Source organism: Candidatus Nitronereus thalassa (assembly GCF_032191465.1).
Classification (GTDB): domain Bacteria; phylum Nitrospirota; class Nitrospiria; order Nitrospirales; family UBA8639; genus Nitronereus; species Nitronereus thalassa.
In genome coordinates, this window is the sequence record NZ_JAQOUE010000001.1 from 2,860,899 (window position 1) to 2,875,374 (window position 14,476).

Sequence of the window (14,476 nt, forward strand, 5' to 3'; positions counted from 1 at the left end):
CATAAGTCTTGGCTAATGTCTGACGCGAACCAACAGGTTATCAATCAACCGAACTTTCCCTAATCGTATCGCTCCGAGGAGTACCACTTTCCCTTCCACCTGTTTCAGGGGTTCAAGCGTCATTGCGTCGCAGCAGACAAGGTAGTCAACCGAAATACCGTGATGAGTATTTACAACGCGGTGCATGGTTTGGCAGATGTCTTTGTTCGTGTATTTTCCCTTGGCAATGGCCTGTTTGCCTGCGGATAAGGCTTGATACAACAGTTTCGCTTGTTGGCGTTGTAAAGGCGTTAAGTATTGATTCCGTGAACTCAGCGCAAGCCCGTCAGTATCCCGAATCGTGGGGCAAAGGATGATCTTAGTGGTTAATTCAAGGTCTTTGACTAATTGCTGAATCACCACACATTGTTGATAGTCTTTTTGGCCAAAAAACGTGTGCGTCGGACGTGCCAAGTTTAAGAGTTTAGTAACAATGGTGGTGACGCCTTGAAAATGAGACGGCCGAGATTCCCCTTCCCACCGTTTCGAGAGGACACCTACCGTGACGGTAGTTTGAAACCGTAGAGGAAAGAGTGCGGCTAATTGTGGAGCGAATACTACATCGACGCGTTCCTCTTCACAGATTTTGAGGTCTCGAATGAGATCGCGAGGATAATGCCGGTAATCTTCCTTTGGGCCGAATTGGAGGGGATTGACAAAAATGCTCACCACAACGGTCTCGCAGGTTTCACGAGCCCTTTGAATTAACGATCGATGGCCGGCATGCAAAGCCCCCATGGTCGGAACAAATCCTAGAGAAGTCTTGCGGGAATCTTGTTGCCGCCGCCATGTTCGAAAGGCTTGAATTGTTCGGATCGTACGCATTTAGTTTGTCGGTGGAGGGGAGCACGATGGGCCGATGCGGTAATGTGCCCCGGGAGTGAGGTCGAGTTTTCGAACCTGATGGGAATCCTTTAGTTGATCAAGCAAAACCTGAATGGTTTGTTGTTGTTGAGGATGCACGAAGTCGGGATCGAGCTCGGCCAGTGGGATTAAGACAAACCGGCGTTGGTGAAGGCGTGGATGGGGAATGGTCAAGGGTGGTGTATTGATGATACGTTGACCAAAAAACAACAGGTCTAAATCAATGGTGCGGGGTTCATTCTGATCGTGGGAGTCACGTCCGAGGCTGCGTTCGGTTTCTTGGCAAATTTCCAATAACCGTTCCGGAGACAGTTGGGTCTCAATCCGTACAACACCATTATAAAACCAAGTGTCGTTTGGATGTTGTGGCATATCGACGGGTTCCGTCTCGTAATAGGAAGAGGTGCCGGTGACCTGGGAATGAGGAAGCAAACCCATTAACGCGATGGCACGGTCGCAAAAGTCTTGTCGATTTCCACGATTAGAGCCAAATGCAATAAAGGCAGTTTCGGTAGCCATGATTGTAGTGATGCGTTCTCGGGGTCTCCGTTTTAAGAAGGGGGTGAGGGAAATTTTCCTACTCCATTCATTACCACCCGATTTTCTTCATTCGGTCCACGGCTTCGGCCAATCGATCCTTGGTGGTGGTAATGGTCATGCGAATGTACCCTTCGCCTGGAGCGCCGAACCCGTTTCCGGGCGTGGTGACGATGCCTGCCTTTTCCAAAAGATGCGCGGTGAATGAGGCGGATGTATAGCCTTTGGGGACCTCAATCCATACGTAAAACGCAGCCGCTGGAGTTTCAAACTGCAGCCCAAGATTTTTGAGTCCGGCCACTAACACATCACGACGTTCTTGATAAATGGCTCGCAGGCCGTCGGTGAGTTGGTCGTCGGATTCCAGGGCGGTGATTCCGGCTTCCTGGATGGCCTGGAATTGCCCCGAATCCATATTGCTTTTGATTTGGGCCAAACCTGCAATCACTTCCGCTCGTCCCACGGCAAAGCCAATTCGCCAGCCAGTCATGTTGAAGGTTTTGGACAAGGAATGAAATTCAACTCCCACATCCATGGCACCTTCTGCTTCCAAAAAGCTCGATGGCCGTTTGCCGTCATAATAAATTTCAGAGTAGGCCGCATCGTGACAGATAATAATGTGGTGCTCTTTGGCAAAATCCACCACACGGTTGAAAAATGGCTTGTCCGCAATCACCGACGTGGGATTGTTCGGCGAATTTAAAAACATCAATTTGGCTTTTTTGAGGATGTCCTTGGGAATGGCACCAAGATCTGGAAGAAACTTGTTCTGTTTTGTCAGCGCCATTTCATGCATTGTTCCTCCGGCAAAACTCGTGGCGACCGGATACACCGGATATCCAGGACTTGGCACGAGCACGACATCGCCAGGATCGATAAACGCCAGGGGCACATGCCCAATCCCTTCCTTTGACCCGATAAGTGTCACGACCTCAGTCTTCGGATCTGCCGTGACATTGAAACGCCGCTTGTACCAGTCCGCGACGGCAGTGCGGAAGGACAACATGCCACTCGAGGAAGGGTACTGGTGATGCTGAGGTTTAGTCACCGCTTCCTGCATAGCCTTGATGATAGGTTCAGGCGTGGGTAGGTCAGGATCGCCGATGCCTAAATTGATAATATCCACGCCACGAGCCACGGCGGCTTGTTTCATGTCATCGATGGCCTTAAACAAATATGGGGGCAAGGTTTTAATTCGTTGGGCATAGGAAATAGGAAAACCGCTCATTCCAATCGACTCCTTGTTAAGTATTAGTCTAAAGAAAGTACCGCGAATCGTTGATGAATCGAAGAACGGTAACGTTACTGTACTAGTGGGGTGGGGATCAAGGATGAGGCGAAGGAATTGGTTTTATGTGGGCGCGAAAGCCTACATAGAATAAATTTAAAACTGGGTTTCCAATTAAAAATGTCGGGAACGACTGAAGGGATAAGATGTTAGACAGTAGTAATGTGGGCAATCAAACGATCAGCTAATTCATGCGATTGTGGCAGGACTCGCGAAGCGGCTTCCAACAACGCCTTCGTCGTCGTTCCTACCTTTTGAACATCACTCGCGCATTCGCGACACAAGGCTTCCACTCCCTCTCTCTCTAATTCCAAATGAAACAATAACCCATATGCGTGTTCCCCATACCGAAACGCCTGAACTGGGAAGTGCTCTGACGATGCCAGCAAGATGGCACCCGATGGCAAGGTCAGCCCTTCGCCATGCCATTGAAAAACCTCTAATGTATGGGGGAATGCTCCAAAGACCGGATCAATATCTTCCTCCACGGTCAGTACGATGGGTGTGGGACCGATTTCCAGACGAGCCCCCGGCTTAACGGATCCCCCCAGGGCTGTGGCCATCAATTGGGAGCCAAGGCAAACCCCTAAGACCGGAATGCCGGAATCGATTGCCCGTCGAATAAATTCCAATTCTTTCTTGATCCACGGATCGGGATCATTGACCGACATGGGACCGCCCATGATGAGGAGCAAATCAGGAAAATTTTGAGGAATTCCCTCAGAGGGTACAAGAATTTTTTTAATACTGAATCCGTATCTTTCTAAACATGATTGAAATTTTCCTGGCCCTTCAAAGGGAACATGTTGCAAGCAGATTGCTGTTTTCATTGGGGCTGGGAGACGATGGGGTTCAGAAAGAGAAAGGGGATGGGGCGACTACGAGAGGGCATGGCCATTTTTGGCATTCACGCATTCGACGAGATACCAATATCGTAACGGATTCATCTTTTCTTTTTTGGTCACTTGGAGAGTGGTGCCTTCAAGCACGTGATGCAAGGAAAGGTCGGTGCGAAATCCAATTCTTTGACACATGGGAGAGATGAGTTTTTCGACGGCGGCGATGAATTTATTGCCATTGCTGAAGTGGTTCAGCATTACAATGCGTCCACCTGGCCGGCAGACGCGAATCATTTCAGAGACGACTTGGCGGTAATCCGGAACGGCCGTCACCACGTAAGCCGCCATGACGATATCAAACGAATTATCCTCAAAATCCATTTGGCCGGCATTCATTCGCTGAAGTGTGACATGGGACAGTCGATGCTCCTTGATCCGATCCTGGGCCACTTTCAACATGCCTTCGGAAAGGTCAATTCCGGTGATTTTGCAATGGGAGGGATACAGGGGGAGGGCCATCCCTGTGCCGACACCGACTTCCAGCACTTCGTCGTCCGGTGCGATCCGTAACCCTCGGACTGCGGCTTCTCGTGACTGGTCAAAGGCTTTCCCGAATGTTTTGTCATACACCGAAGAATAGTTGGTGTAGACCCGTTCAAGGCTCTCCAGGTTCATGGTGACTTCTTGTTGAGACATGCAGACTCCCACACACGGCCCTTGCTCATTTGAGTCTTGGTCCGGTCACGGTTAAAATAATGTGGAGAAGAAAGGCGGAACCTATTGATCTGCTGAGCTTTTTGAGGGACCACCTAAGCAAAATGCGGAGCTACTCTAACCGACTTCATTTTGGGAGTCAAATTAAAGAGTGAGCGGTATCGCACGGACAGAGAAAGTGTTCTTTATGGAAATTGAATCCTTGGGAGTTTGAAAAGGAAGAGGGGACTTTCTTACAATCTTTTTCCTCGGAAGAAATGCTATTATTCGTTCATCGTGGATCGTTACATTGGCCTCATAACTTTCAGGATCAAAGGAGGAGACTCATGGGCCCTCTGAAATACATCGTTCGTAGGATACTTTGGAAAGAGCTTGGTGCGATTGTATTGATTTGTGGGTTTTGGGTGTCTCCGGTGTTGGCCATTGATGTCGATCTGACTCTAGAACAGGCGCATCAGATTCTTGCGGCGGCTCGTGGTCCCATGGAAAAGGCGTCCTCCAATGAGGAGATGTTTAAAATCATTCAGTTGGCGGACAAAGCGACGCGCGTCGGGGATGACCCTGCCATTCAGCCTTGTGGTACCAGTGCCGTATTACGGACGAAAACCTACTGGTTCGAATATTTTGGACGAGAAGAGGGACGACGATCCAAAGTGGCGCAGACGGAAGTTCGGATGCCTGAATCCAAAGTCCAGGAAATTCTGACCATGCCTAATTTGGAAATTGAATTGGGTTTGTGCGGACAGGAAGAATTTTTTGCTGAGGGCGCGGAGGTTGCACTTCAACAGGGATCAAAAAATATTATGCCGATAGATAAAGGCAATCCGAGCCGTGGAAGAAAAATTCCTGGGTCAGACATGGATTTTGTCTCCCGGTTTTCCGCACGATTTTCCTACCAAGACCTTGATCCCAAAGCTCCAACCAAAATCGTCGTGTTTTTTCCGGACGGAAAGCTCATTAGTCTTGATGTGGATTTTGCCAAGATTAAATAGTGTCGTAGGGCAGATGGTACTATCTTTTTTGGAAGAGCCGAGATTTATCTCTCTTCCACTTGGCTTTCGGTAGATTCTTCTAGTTCTGCCATTCGTAAGGTATACAAGTGACGATAGAGTCCTTCCCGTTGCAATAAACTTGCATGTGTTCCCGCCTCAACAATCACCCCCTTGTTCAGCACAAAGATCCGGTTAGCCTCTTGAATCGTGGTAAGGCGGTGCGCGATTACGAGCGTCGTTCGTCCGGCAAACAAACGATTTAACGCTTGTTGGACCAGCTGCTCTGATTCCGAATCCAGCGCGGATGTTGCTTCATCGAGTATTAACAGACGTGGATTTTTGATAATGGCTCTGGCGATGGCGATACGTTGGCGTTGCCCTCCAGAGAGATTAATGCCCTTCTCCCCGATCATGGTTTGATACCCGTCGGGTAATCCCATAATAAAGTCATGGGCATTGGCGGCCTGGCTAGCCTGAATAACATCCTCTTCCAATGCGGTGTCTCGTCCATAGCGGATATTTTCGAAAATGGTTTCCCCAAACAAAATGGTTTCTTGCGGGACGAGAGCAATTTGGCGATACAAACTGTGGAGGGATACTTCCCGCAAGTCATGGCCATCGATGGTGATGCTCCCGGAGGTGGGATCGTAAAATCGATGAACCAGGTTGGCGATCGTGCTTTTGCCGGAACCCGTGGGCCCAACAAAGGCGATAAACTCTCCGGGTTTGATTTCAAACGATAAGTCCGACAGAACGAGTTGTCGAGGATCATAGGCAAAGCTCACATTGGAGAATTGAATATGACCTTGAACGGTCGGAAGGGTGATGGCCTGCGGCTGCTCCATGACTTCTGGCTGGGTATCGAGCAATTCAAAAACTCGCTGCATGGCCCCTTGAGCTTCTTTGATTTGAGAAAACAGCCGTGCAGCCGACCCAAAAGGCCCGATTAAAATGCCGGCAAACAACACAAAGGCTAACAGGTCGCCGGGGGTCATCGAGGCGTCGATGACTTGTTTGCCTCCATACCACAACACCATGCCGGCCATCATGAACGTGAGCAGCGTAATGGTCGGAATAAATACCGAAAGAATCGCAGCCCGTCGTAAGGTCATGCCCACTAAGGCCTGCAAGGCCTTTCCAAACCGGCTATGTTCCCGAGAGGTCTGAACAAACGATTTCACTACGCGGATTCCTGAGATGACTTCTTCAATGAGTGTGGTCAGAGCAGCGGTTTGATCTTGGATGTTGGTGGAGAGCGCTTTCAGGCGTTTTCCAAATAATCGGGCAACAAACACTAACGCAGGCAACAGCAGGAGAATGAGCAGGCAGAGTTGCCAATTCATGTACAACAAAAAGCCAATCCCACCGATAAACGTGACCAGGTGTTTTGCCGAGTCAATAGGGGTTTCCGTGACGAGTGTTTGAATGACTCCCACGTCATTCATGAGTCTAGATAAAATTTCCCCAGTTCGCCGTTTCGCAAAAAACTTTAATGAGAGTTGTTGTAAATGATCGAACAGGTTCGTTCGAAAATCGGCCATGATATGTTGAGAGATCTGTGTGGTCACATAGCTTTGTCCCATGGCCAATCCACTTTGTGCGACCGCGATGCCCAAAAAAATGATGATGGTGTTCGTCATAAGATCCACATCCCGTTGGACAGTGACGATATCCCATAACGTTCCGGCCATGCGTAGCAAAATCAAATTAAGGGCAGCCACTCCCATGACCATGACTCCGGCGCCGACCATTTGGGAAAGATAGGGACGAAGGAAGGGGAAAAATCTCGAAAAAAGCGACATAGGAAAATTAGGAGTTTATGCGAAAGGCCTTTAACCGATGCTCAAAATGAATTCAAGAACTCAGGTATATCAGAAGGGGAAAGTCGGAGAGTGGCACAGCCAGAGGAAGGATTGAATTATTCCAACTGCGTGACGGATTCAATCATGTTTTTATTGAGCGCCACGAAGTCCGCTTGTTCTTTCCCATCAATCGTCACGTCCGTCAGCGTGATAAAGAACACGGCTTCGTCATTAAACAGATCGGAGACTCGATTGCGCATGGAAGGGATAAACAAATTCCCCGTGTACGTGCTCAGCGCCGTTCTCACTCGGATTTTAGTTCGTTTTCCCAGATGCATCCTCCCCCACCTGGCTATAGAATGATCAGTTAATTCCGTCTTTTCGCGAATTTCATGCGTCGGCGAAGCTTCTTGTGTTTATGCTTCCGCATCTTTTTTCGCCTTTTCTTTACGACACTCGACATTCAAGCTCCTTTACTTCCTTAATCAGGAAGGTGGTGGTCGCGGTCCTGTTGATGCAAACGAAGGGCAAAGTACAGATGCCCAAAGACTTATGGCAAGACTTGAGAGGTATCATAGGGTCTTCAGTTGTGTCAAGAAAATTCAGTAACTGTGATGCGAGAGGCGTGACACGAAAAACAAAAAATTCGTGTTTTCTGGTTTATGGATTACCCTTTCTATAGGATGCCTCACGGTAATGAATCTTGACCGACCCTGGACGTCCACCGCTATAATGCCGCTATGCGCGTTACGAAAACTTGTTCGTCAATGGTCGTCTGGGTGATTCTCTGTGTACTTGTTTTGTTTTTTTCGGGCTGTAAATCCAAGCCTCCCCAATATCCAGAAGACCATGCCAGGTTTGAGCGAATTGTGGCTGCCATTGACCACTTACGCGACGCCTATCGGGAAAAAGACGCTGATGCCCTCCGAGAGTTGATGTTGCCCCTGGAGGGGTTGGAGCGCCTTCAACGGACCATCAAGAGTGACTTCGAGACCTATGCCAAAATCCACTTGGATTTCACGATTGAACGCATGATGATCAATAGCGGGCGCGCTACCGTCAATGTTCGATGGGAAGGGGAATGGCAGCGCCAAGGCCAAATCGTTGGAAAGACTGAACAAGGACATGGAGTGTTGATTTGGAGTGGAAAGCAGGTCATATTATTAGCAGATATAGATGGCGATTTGCCCTTTGGTATGGCCGCGCGTGAATCCCTTTCGTAAATCCACAGTTATCTCACTATCCTCGTTTCCTGTTTAATTGACCACCCAAAAACGTAAACCCATGACACCATTGAATCAGACCTTTCATTTAGGGCCCGAGGCAGATTATCTCGTTATTGGGAGTGGTGTCGCCGGACTGCGAGCGGCCATCGAACTCAGTCAACATGGTCGCGTGCTGATCATTACAAAAGGAAGCCGACGACAAAGTAATTCCGTTTATGCTCAAGGCGGGGTGGCTGTGGCGCTGAGCGAAGAAGACGATGTGAATCTTCATTTCACCGATACCATCAAAGCCGGTCATCAACTTGGTCGCGAAGACGCGGCGCGGGCGCTCGTAGAAGAAGGTCCGATGCGTATACAAGAACTCATCGCCTGGGGCACCCAATTCGATAAAGTGGATGGTAAGTTTGTGTTTGCTAAAGAGGGTGCTCATAGCCGGGATCGAGTACTACGTGCGCAAGGCGATGCTACCGGCAATGAAATGATTCGCGTATTGCTTGAACAAGCTAAAAAACAAGGTCACATTCAATGGTTCGACCACCATTTTATCATGGACCTGTTGGTGCTTGATGGCCAATGCTGCGGAGTGAGGGTGGTCAATGAGGCCACTGGGCATCTTCAGGTGTTGCCTGCCAAGGCTGTCATCTTGACTACTGGCGGAGCCGGACAGGTATATGCCAGAACCACGAATCCGCCGAATGCCACGGGAGATGGTTTTGCCATGGCGTACCGAGCGGGAGCCATTCTTGAGGATATGGAGTTTGTTCAATTTCATCCGACCTCCCTCTTTCATCAATCGAGTCCGCCATTCTTGCTTTCAGAAACGATGAGGGGGGAAGGGGGTCTTCTCCGAAACCGTAAAGGCGAGTTGTTCATGCCGAAGTACCATCCGTCCGCGGAGCTTGCGCCAAGAGATATTGTGGCTCGGGCTATTTGGTCGGAAATGGCCGCATCACGTTCACGTCATGTGTATTTGGATGTAACCCATTTGGGCAGTGCCTATATCAAGAAGCGGTTTCCCACCATTTATCAAACCTGCTTGCGGGTGGACATTGATATTACCGAGGAATGGATTCCTGTCTCACCGAGTGCTCATTATTTCATGGGGGGAATCAAGGCGAATATTGATGGGGAAACTTCCCTGCCTGGCTTGTTAGCCGCAGGTGAAGCCGCCTGTAATGGAGTGCATGGGGCCAACCGATTGGCGAGCAATTCTTTATTAGAAGGATTGGTCTTTGGTGTCCGTGCCGCGCATTCTGCGGCGCAGTGGACTCCAACTATCAAGGGTAAAGACCGCAAGCATGGGTTGGCGAATCTCGAGTTTGGCCCCAAGCGAACTTTAGAGGATGCCGAAAAACTTCGGAATTCCTTGCGGCGTCTAATGTGGGATCAAGTGGGATTAGTCCGTACCGGCGACTCTCTCACCAAGGCCTTGGCCAAAATTTCTGCTTGGGAACCCCAGGTTCAGGGATTTCTTCATACCCGGCCTGACTTAGAAGTAAAAAATATGATGCAGGTGGCGAGGTGTATCACGGAAGCCGCCTTGTGGCGAGAACATAGTCTTGGCGCGCATTACCGAGCAGATTTCCCAGGTTGCAAAGGATCGGCGTGGAAGATTCATAGTCAGATTCAATGTCCAGAATCCGAACGCCCGACACCGACTCCACAATTAAAAATTGTGTAAGTGATGATGGTCAGTAATCCTAATCCTCCTTCCTAGTCTCATCTTTCACTTGTCATCCTGAGCCAGCGGCGAAGGATCTGCATTTATCTTGCGGGCTTTCGCGCCCGCGCGACGAGTCACTTTTGTTTCGGCAAAAGTGACCAAAACCATTCATGCCCGTTCGCGGCCCTCCAGAGAATGGTCAAAAAGCTTACCATTCTCTTCCGGGTCCCTCCGCCTTCGTTCCGAATAAGATGGCTCGGGAACTCGCTCCGAAGTGCAAAGCCACCTCTCCGCTCAAACAGCCCTCGCCGAAAAGTCGATTCGGGACTCCAGCTCCGCCGCGCCCAACGCAGCTAAAGATAAGCCGCCCGTGTAGTTCTCTTTACTGTGCTCTCGAAAAAAAGAATTGGACACAAATTCTAATTGGTGAAATCTTCCTTATCCTAAATCTTTACAGGGATTGGTGTTATGCAATCCGCATAAGATGCCAGATAAATGAGCACATAGGCCTAACTGATTGAAACGCCAAAGACTCAGGCTTATACTTCGGAAAGATCAATGGCATGTTATCCGGACAGAAACCCTAAGATCAGGGTCTTGCAAGGATCCATCTAAACCTTGTTAGAGGTCATTAAGTGAGGCCACTGTTTACGATTCACGCAGGGGAATTTGTGGTCGGTGACCACATCGAGCGCAAGTTCCGGCGAGTCAATCTTTGGGTCCCATCCCGAGATGTAGGCACCGATCTCTTGGTGACAGACTCAGGGAATGAAAAAGCGATTTCCCTACAGGTTAAGTTCTCGCGAGATTTCCTTGCTACACACATGCCCTCCATATTTCAAAAGCCATTGAGGGCTTGCGGCTGGTGGTCCCTGAATCTCGACAAAATCGCGAAATCTAAAGCCGATTATTGGGTTTTTGTGTTGGTTGGCTTCGAGCGCCGTAGTACGAATTTTGTAATTATCAAACCGTCTGAACTGCTCATCCGGCTCAAGGCAATTCACAAGAAAAGGAAATCCATACAGAGCTATCTTTGGGTAACGGAGAAAAATCGTTGTTGGGAATCTCGCGGCTTAAAGCGCCAAGAACAACTGGCAATCGCTCAAGGACAGTACTCGAACGGCGAGCGAGACTTCTCCGCATATCTCAATAACTGGGGACCAATTCAAGCGCTCAACGGAAAGTAGAAAGATGACCTCTAACAAGCGCATGGAGTCGGACTCGCTACTTCGGTGCTTCGCAACGCCTTCTCTCGCCGTTCACGCGTAGCATTAAGGCGCAGAAATGACTCTTCGGACTCCAAATATCTCTTTGTTAGTGTCCCGAGAGGAAATATCGGAGTTCTACCTCGCTTTCTCCCGATACGAGTTCGCTCTTAAAGCTTCCGGCTTTGCCAAGCAAACTGACCGTGGAGCACAAGTTGATTGGGACAAACTTGCTGAAACGCTAGGTGAACTCGACGAACTTTTGTCACGTCAACGATCTGCAGTTGAAGAGCTACTGGATCGTCCGCCCAAGAAGCTCAATCTCCTCGAAAACGATCAACTCAAGTGGCAGGATGATCCCCCACGGCCTAGTTGTTCGCCGACCCGCGTTTTTTTTGTATCGGATACAGATGTTACGCAATAACCTCATGCATGGTTCAAAGTTCATTGACCAAGGGACACTAGATCCGCAGCGGGAGACTAGACTCCTCGCCGCTGCAATGGCCGCGGTAGAGATCATTGTTGCCCACTTGCCTGACACTCAACGGGCGTTCAACAGTCCTGCGCACTAAGAATTTATTCAAGCCGGTCCGCGCTTCGCGGGTCGGCTTAATTCAAGCGTTACACCAAAAATGTAACTTAGTACCTCATTCTGTTACATGGAATCTGAGTTTTGCAGAGGAAACCCTTTAAAATTTGATTGCTAATTTTGCATGGAGGAGGGAATCTAGTTTGAACTTTTTTCTTTAATGCCTTCCCGCCTTCGGGCGCGGCGGAGCCGCGGTGCCGAATTCGACTATTCTGGCGAGGGCTGTCTGAGTGGAGAGGCGGCTGTTTACCTCGGAACGAGTTCCCGAGCCATATAATTCGGGACTGGGGCGGAGAGTCACCGGAGGGCGCGCACGGGCGGAAATGGTTTTGGGTCCTTTTGCCGAAACAAAAGGACCTCGTCGGCGGGGGCGAAACCCTGCATATAAATAATTACTCAAATCGATTCAGCGATATGCTTCTCATACAAATGCTGAATCGTTTTCGTTATTGACCTTTCCCGGCTCGACGTCAACGGTCGAGTCTCGATTGTATTAACCGGCAAAACCCCAAACCCCGTATTCGTCAAAAACGCTTCATCGGCGTCCCATAGGTCTTCGGGTTGGTACATGCCTTCTTGAACGTCTATGCCTTCCTCTTTAGCCAATTCCAGCACAATTTCTCTCGTGATTCCCGGAAGAATTCCGCATTGGAGTGAGGGCGTGTGAAGTCGCTGCTCCTTGGCAAAGAAGAAATTACTTGTGGTGCATTCAGCGAGAAATCCTTCGGTGTTTAATAGAATGCCATCGAAGGTGTGGGCATTGATTGCTTCTTGTTTGGCCAGAATATTATTCAGATAGTTGAGGGACTTCACTTGTGATGGCAAGGCCAAGGAAGGTTGTCGTCGTGTGTTAAGGATGGTGAGACTCACGCCATGTTTTTTTTGATCTTTCGAAAGTTGAGGCACTGGCCTTGGGAACATGACAATCGTCGAGTTTGAGCATCCTGACGGATCAGGACCGACTCCACCAACTCCGCGCGAAATGGTGATGCGAATCATGGAATGGTGCAAGTCATTCCGTTCGACGACTTCTTGAAGAAGAGTCTCCCACTCTGGGTGAGGTGTAGGAAGAGAAAGGCCAAGCAACTCACACGACTGGTGTAATCTCTGAAGATGGCGATTGAGAAAGAGGAGTCGTGTGTCATACACACGTAGCGTCTCAAACACTCCATCGCCAAACAAGAAGCCACGATCAAATACGGAAATTCGGGCTTGGTCATCTTCAACAAATTGTTGGTTGAGATACACCCACATATTCAGGAATGTGCTAGAGAGGGGATTCCCGCAAAGCCTGAAAAAGCGCTTGGGCTTTTTGCATGGTCTCTTCGTATTCGCGTTGAGGTTGAGAATCGGCCACAATGCCGGCTCCGACCTGAAGATAGGCGCGGTCCTGCGAAAGGAGCAAGGTGCGAATGATAATATTGAAATCCATGTCCCCGGTCCAACTCAGATAGCCGATCGATCCGGTATACGGCCCGCGCCGGACCGGCTCGAGTTCTTCGATAATTTCCATGCATCGGATTTTGGGAACACCCGTGATTGTGCCACCGGGAAAGATGGATTTGATTAAATCCTGTGCGTTGCACGTGGGACGAAGGGTTCCACCCACGTCTGAGACCAAATGGGCGACGTGTGAATATTGTTCCACGGTCATAAATTCATCGACCTGGACCGATCCGTATTCGCACACCCGCCCCAAGTCGTTTCTCGCCAGATCGACGAGCATGAGATGTTCCGCTCGTTCCTTTTTGTTTGCCAGAAGGTCTGCGGAGAATTGTTGATCTTCGAACGAGGATCTCCCTCGAGGGCGGGTGCCCGCAATGGGCCGTGTGGTGGCCTGATTACCTCGAAGTTCGATAAGCCGCTCAGGCGAAGAAGACACCAATGTCAGTCGGTCGGTGGTCAATAACGCCGAGAATGGCGAAGGGTTGACCTTTCGCAGCTTGGCGTACAGTGCGTGTCCTGCTTCTTGAGTGGATTGTCCAGTACTTTGGTCCAAGTCAATGGAAAATCGATGGGAAATATTCGCTTGATAAATATCTCCTGCCCCGATGTATTCTTGGCATTGCAGAACTCGTTGAACATAGTCTGCCCGGCTTTGATTCGCGTGAATAGCTCGAGGTGTCACCAAAAGCGGTAGACTGAGATTGGTGTTTGGGGGAGAACTTAATTTCGCTTCAAATTCTGCGATCCGAATTTTTCCTTCACGAAGAAGCGCATCATGCGATTCAGATCGCAGCCGCTCGGGGGATGGAGTGAAAATGAGGTGAAGCATGTCTGTGGCGTGGTCAATCGCGGCAAAGAGATCCACGAAAAGAAATTCCATGTCGGGAAGGCGTAAATCATTTGTGGCGATGGTTGGTAAACATTCAAATTGGCGAACGCAATCATAACTGAAAAACCCGACGGCTCCTCCGATAAAAGGGGGCAAACTCGTCGATCGGGGAATGCTTGAATGGTGAAGATGTTCGAATAGGGCCTGGAGGGGATCGCCAATTCCGTGGGTGACCGTACCTTGCGTGCGAATTTCATGTGTCATGCCGGTTCCGGAAAACGCGAGGTAGGGGTCGCTTCCCAAAAAGGAGTAACGCGCGAGGTTCCTGGGCCCTTTTCCACTTTCAAGCAGAAACGATTGCTTCGTAGGTGAGGCAATACGTTGATAGAGCTCAAAAGGTTGTTGACCGAGCAAAGGTTTGGAATGGATCAATGGAAACAAGT

General features: G+C 49.4%; 15 protein-coding genes. 5 read left to right on the plus strand and 10 right to left on the minus strand.

Features of this window, described 5'->3' with window-relative positions:
* Window positions 1–12 precede the first annotated feature (12 nt).
* The 5 genes from panC to PPG34_RS12800 all read right to left on the minus strand — a co-directional run bounded on the left by panC (window position 13) and on the right by PPG34_RS12800 (window position 4,263).
* A complete protein-coding gene (gene panC, locus PPG34_RS12780; protein WP_313833752.1) occupies window positions 13–864 on the minus strand; it encodes a pantoate--beta-alanine ligase in 852 nt (283 codons plus the stop codon).
* Window positions 865–1,422, minus strand: coding sequence for a 2-amino-4-hydroxy-6-hydroxymethyldihydropteridine diphosphokinase (gene folK, locus PPG34_RS12785; RefSeq protein ID WP_313833753.1), 558 nt, complete (start codon window positions 1,420–1,422; stop codon window positions 865–867). It lies immediately after the preceding gene.
* Between the two features lie 70 nt (window positions 1,423–1,492).
* The gene (locus tag PPG34_RS12790) at window positions 1,493–2,668 is read right to left on the minus strand and encodes an LL-diaminopimelate aminotransferase (RefSeq protein WP_313833755.1); all 1,176 of its coding nucleotides are present in this window, start codon (window positions 2,666–2,668) and stop codon (window positions 1,493–1,495) included.
* A gap of 209 nt (window positions 2,669–2,877) precedes the next feature.
* Entirely contained in the window at window positions 2,878–3,558 is a 681-nt protein-coding gene (locus PPG34_RS12795; RefSeq protein ID WP_313833756.1) for a type 1 glutamine amidotransferase, read from the minus strand.
* Between the two features lie 48 nt (window positions 3,559–3,606).
* Complete coding sequence (locus PPG34_RS12800; protein ID WP_313833757.1) at window positions 3,607–4,263, minus strand: class I SAM-dependent methyltransferase; 657 nt, start codon at window positions 4,261–4,263, stop codon at window positions 3,607–3,609.
* A 344-nt stretch (window positions 4,264–4,607) separates the two neighbouring features.
* Between PPG34_RS12800 and PPG34_RS12805 the strand changes: the two genes are divergently transcribed.
* Complete coding sequence (locus PPG34_RS12805; protein WP_313833758.1) at window positions 4,608–5,273, plus strand: hypothetical protein; 666 nt, start codon at window positions 4,608–4,610, stop codon at window positions 5,271–5,273.
* Window positions 5,274–5,317: 44 nt separating this feature from the next.
* Here PPG34_RS12805 and PPG34_RS12810 read toward each other — a convergent pair whose 3' ends face one another.
* The 3 genes from PPG34_RS12810 to PPG34_RS12820 all read right to left on the minus strand — a co-directional run bounded on the left by PPG34_RS12810 (window position 5,318) and on the right by PPG34_RS12820 (window position 7,538).
* Window positions 5,318–7,075 (minus strand): ABC transporter ATP-binding protein, encoded by a 1,758-nt coding sequence (locus PPG34_RS12810; protein ID WP_313833759.1) that lies wholly within the window; start codon window positions 7,073–7,075, stop codon window positions 5,318–5,320.
* Between the two features lie 116 nt (window positions 7,076–7,191).
* The gene (locus tag PPG34_RS12815; protein ID WP_313833761.1) at window positions 7,192–7,413 is read right to left on the minus strand and encodes a DUF6812 domain-containing protein; all 222 of its coding nucleotides are present in this window, start codon (window positions 7,411–7,413) and stop codon (window positions 7,192–7,194) included.
* A gap of 29 nt (window positions 7,414–7,442) precedes the next feature.
* Window positions 7,443–7,538, minus strand: coding sequence for an AURKAIP1/COX24 domain-containing protein (locus PPG34_RS12820; protein ID WP_313833762.1), 96 nt, complete (start codon window positions 7,536–7,538; stop codon window positions 7,443–7,445).
* Window positions 7,539–7,815: 277 nt separating this feature from the next.
* Here PPG34_RS12820 and PPG34_RS12825 point away from each other — a divergent pair, with 277 nt between their 5' ends.
* The 4 genes from PPG34_RS12825 (at window position 7,816) to PPG34_RS12840 (ending at window position 11,593) form a co-directional block, all read left to right on the plus strand.
* Window positions 7,816–8,298 (plus strand): hypothetical protein, encoded by a 483-nt coding sequence (locus PPG34_RS12825; protein WP_313833764.1) that lies wholly within the window; start codon window positions 7,816–7,818, stop codon window positions 8,296–8,298.
* A 61-nt stretch (window positions 8,299–8,359) separates the two neighbouring features.
* The gene (gene nadB / locus PPG34_RS12830) at window positions 8,360–9,982 is read left to right on the plus strand and encodes an L-aspartate oxidase (protein WP_313833765.1); all 1,623 of its coding nucleotides are present in this window, start codon (window positions 8,360–8,362) and stop codon (window positions 9,980–9,982) included.
* Between the two features lie 653 nt (window positions 9,983–10,635).
* Window positions 10,636–11,151, plus strand: coding sequence for a hypothetical protein (locus PPG34_RS12835; protein ID WP_313833766.1), 516 nt, complete (start codon window positions 10,636–10,638; stop codon window positions 11,149–11,151).
* Between the two features lie 97 nt (window positions 11,152–11,248).
* Window positions 11,249–11,593: a hypothetical protein gene (locus PPG34_RS12840; RefSeq protein WP_313833767.1), complete on the plus strand. Its 345-nt coding sequence runs from the start codon at window positions 11,249–11,251 to the stop codon at window positions 11,591–11,593.
* Window positions 11,594–12,154: 561 nt separating this feature from the next.
* Here PPG34_RS12840 and pabC read toward each other — a convergent pair.
* Entirely contained in the window at window positions 12,155–13,012 is an 858-nt protein-coding gene (pabC, locus tag PPG34_RS12845) for an aminodeoxychorismate lyase (protein ID WP_313833769.1), read from the minus strand.
* A gap of 13 nt (window positions 13,013–13,025) precedes the next feature.
* The gene (locus PPG34_RS12850; protein ID WP_313833770.1) at window positions 13,026–14,474 is read right to left on the minus strand and encodes an anthranilate synthase component I family protein; all 1,449 of its coding nucleotides are present in this window, start codon (window positions 14,472–14,474) and stop codon (window positions 13,026–13,028) included.
* Window positions 14,475–14,476 lie beyond the last annotated feature (2 nt).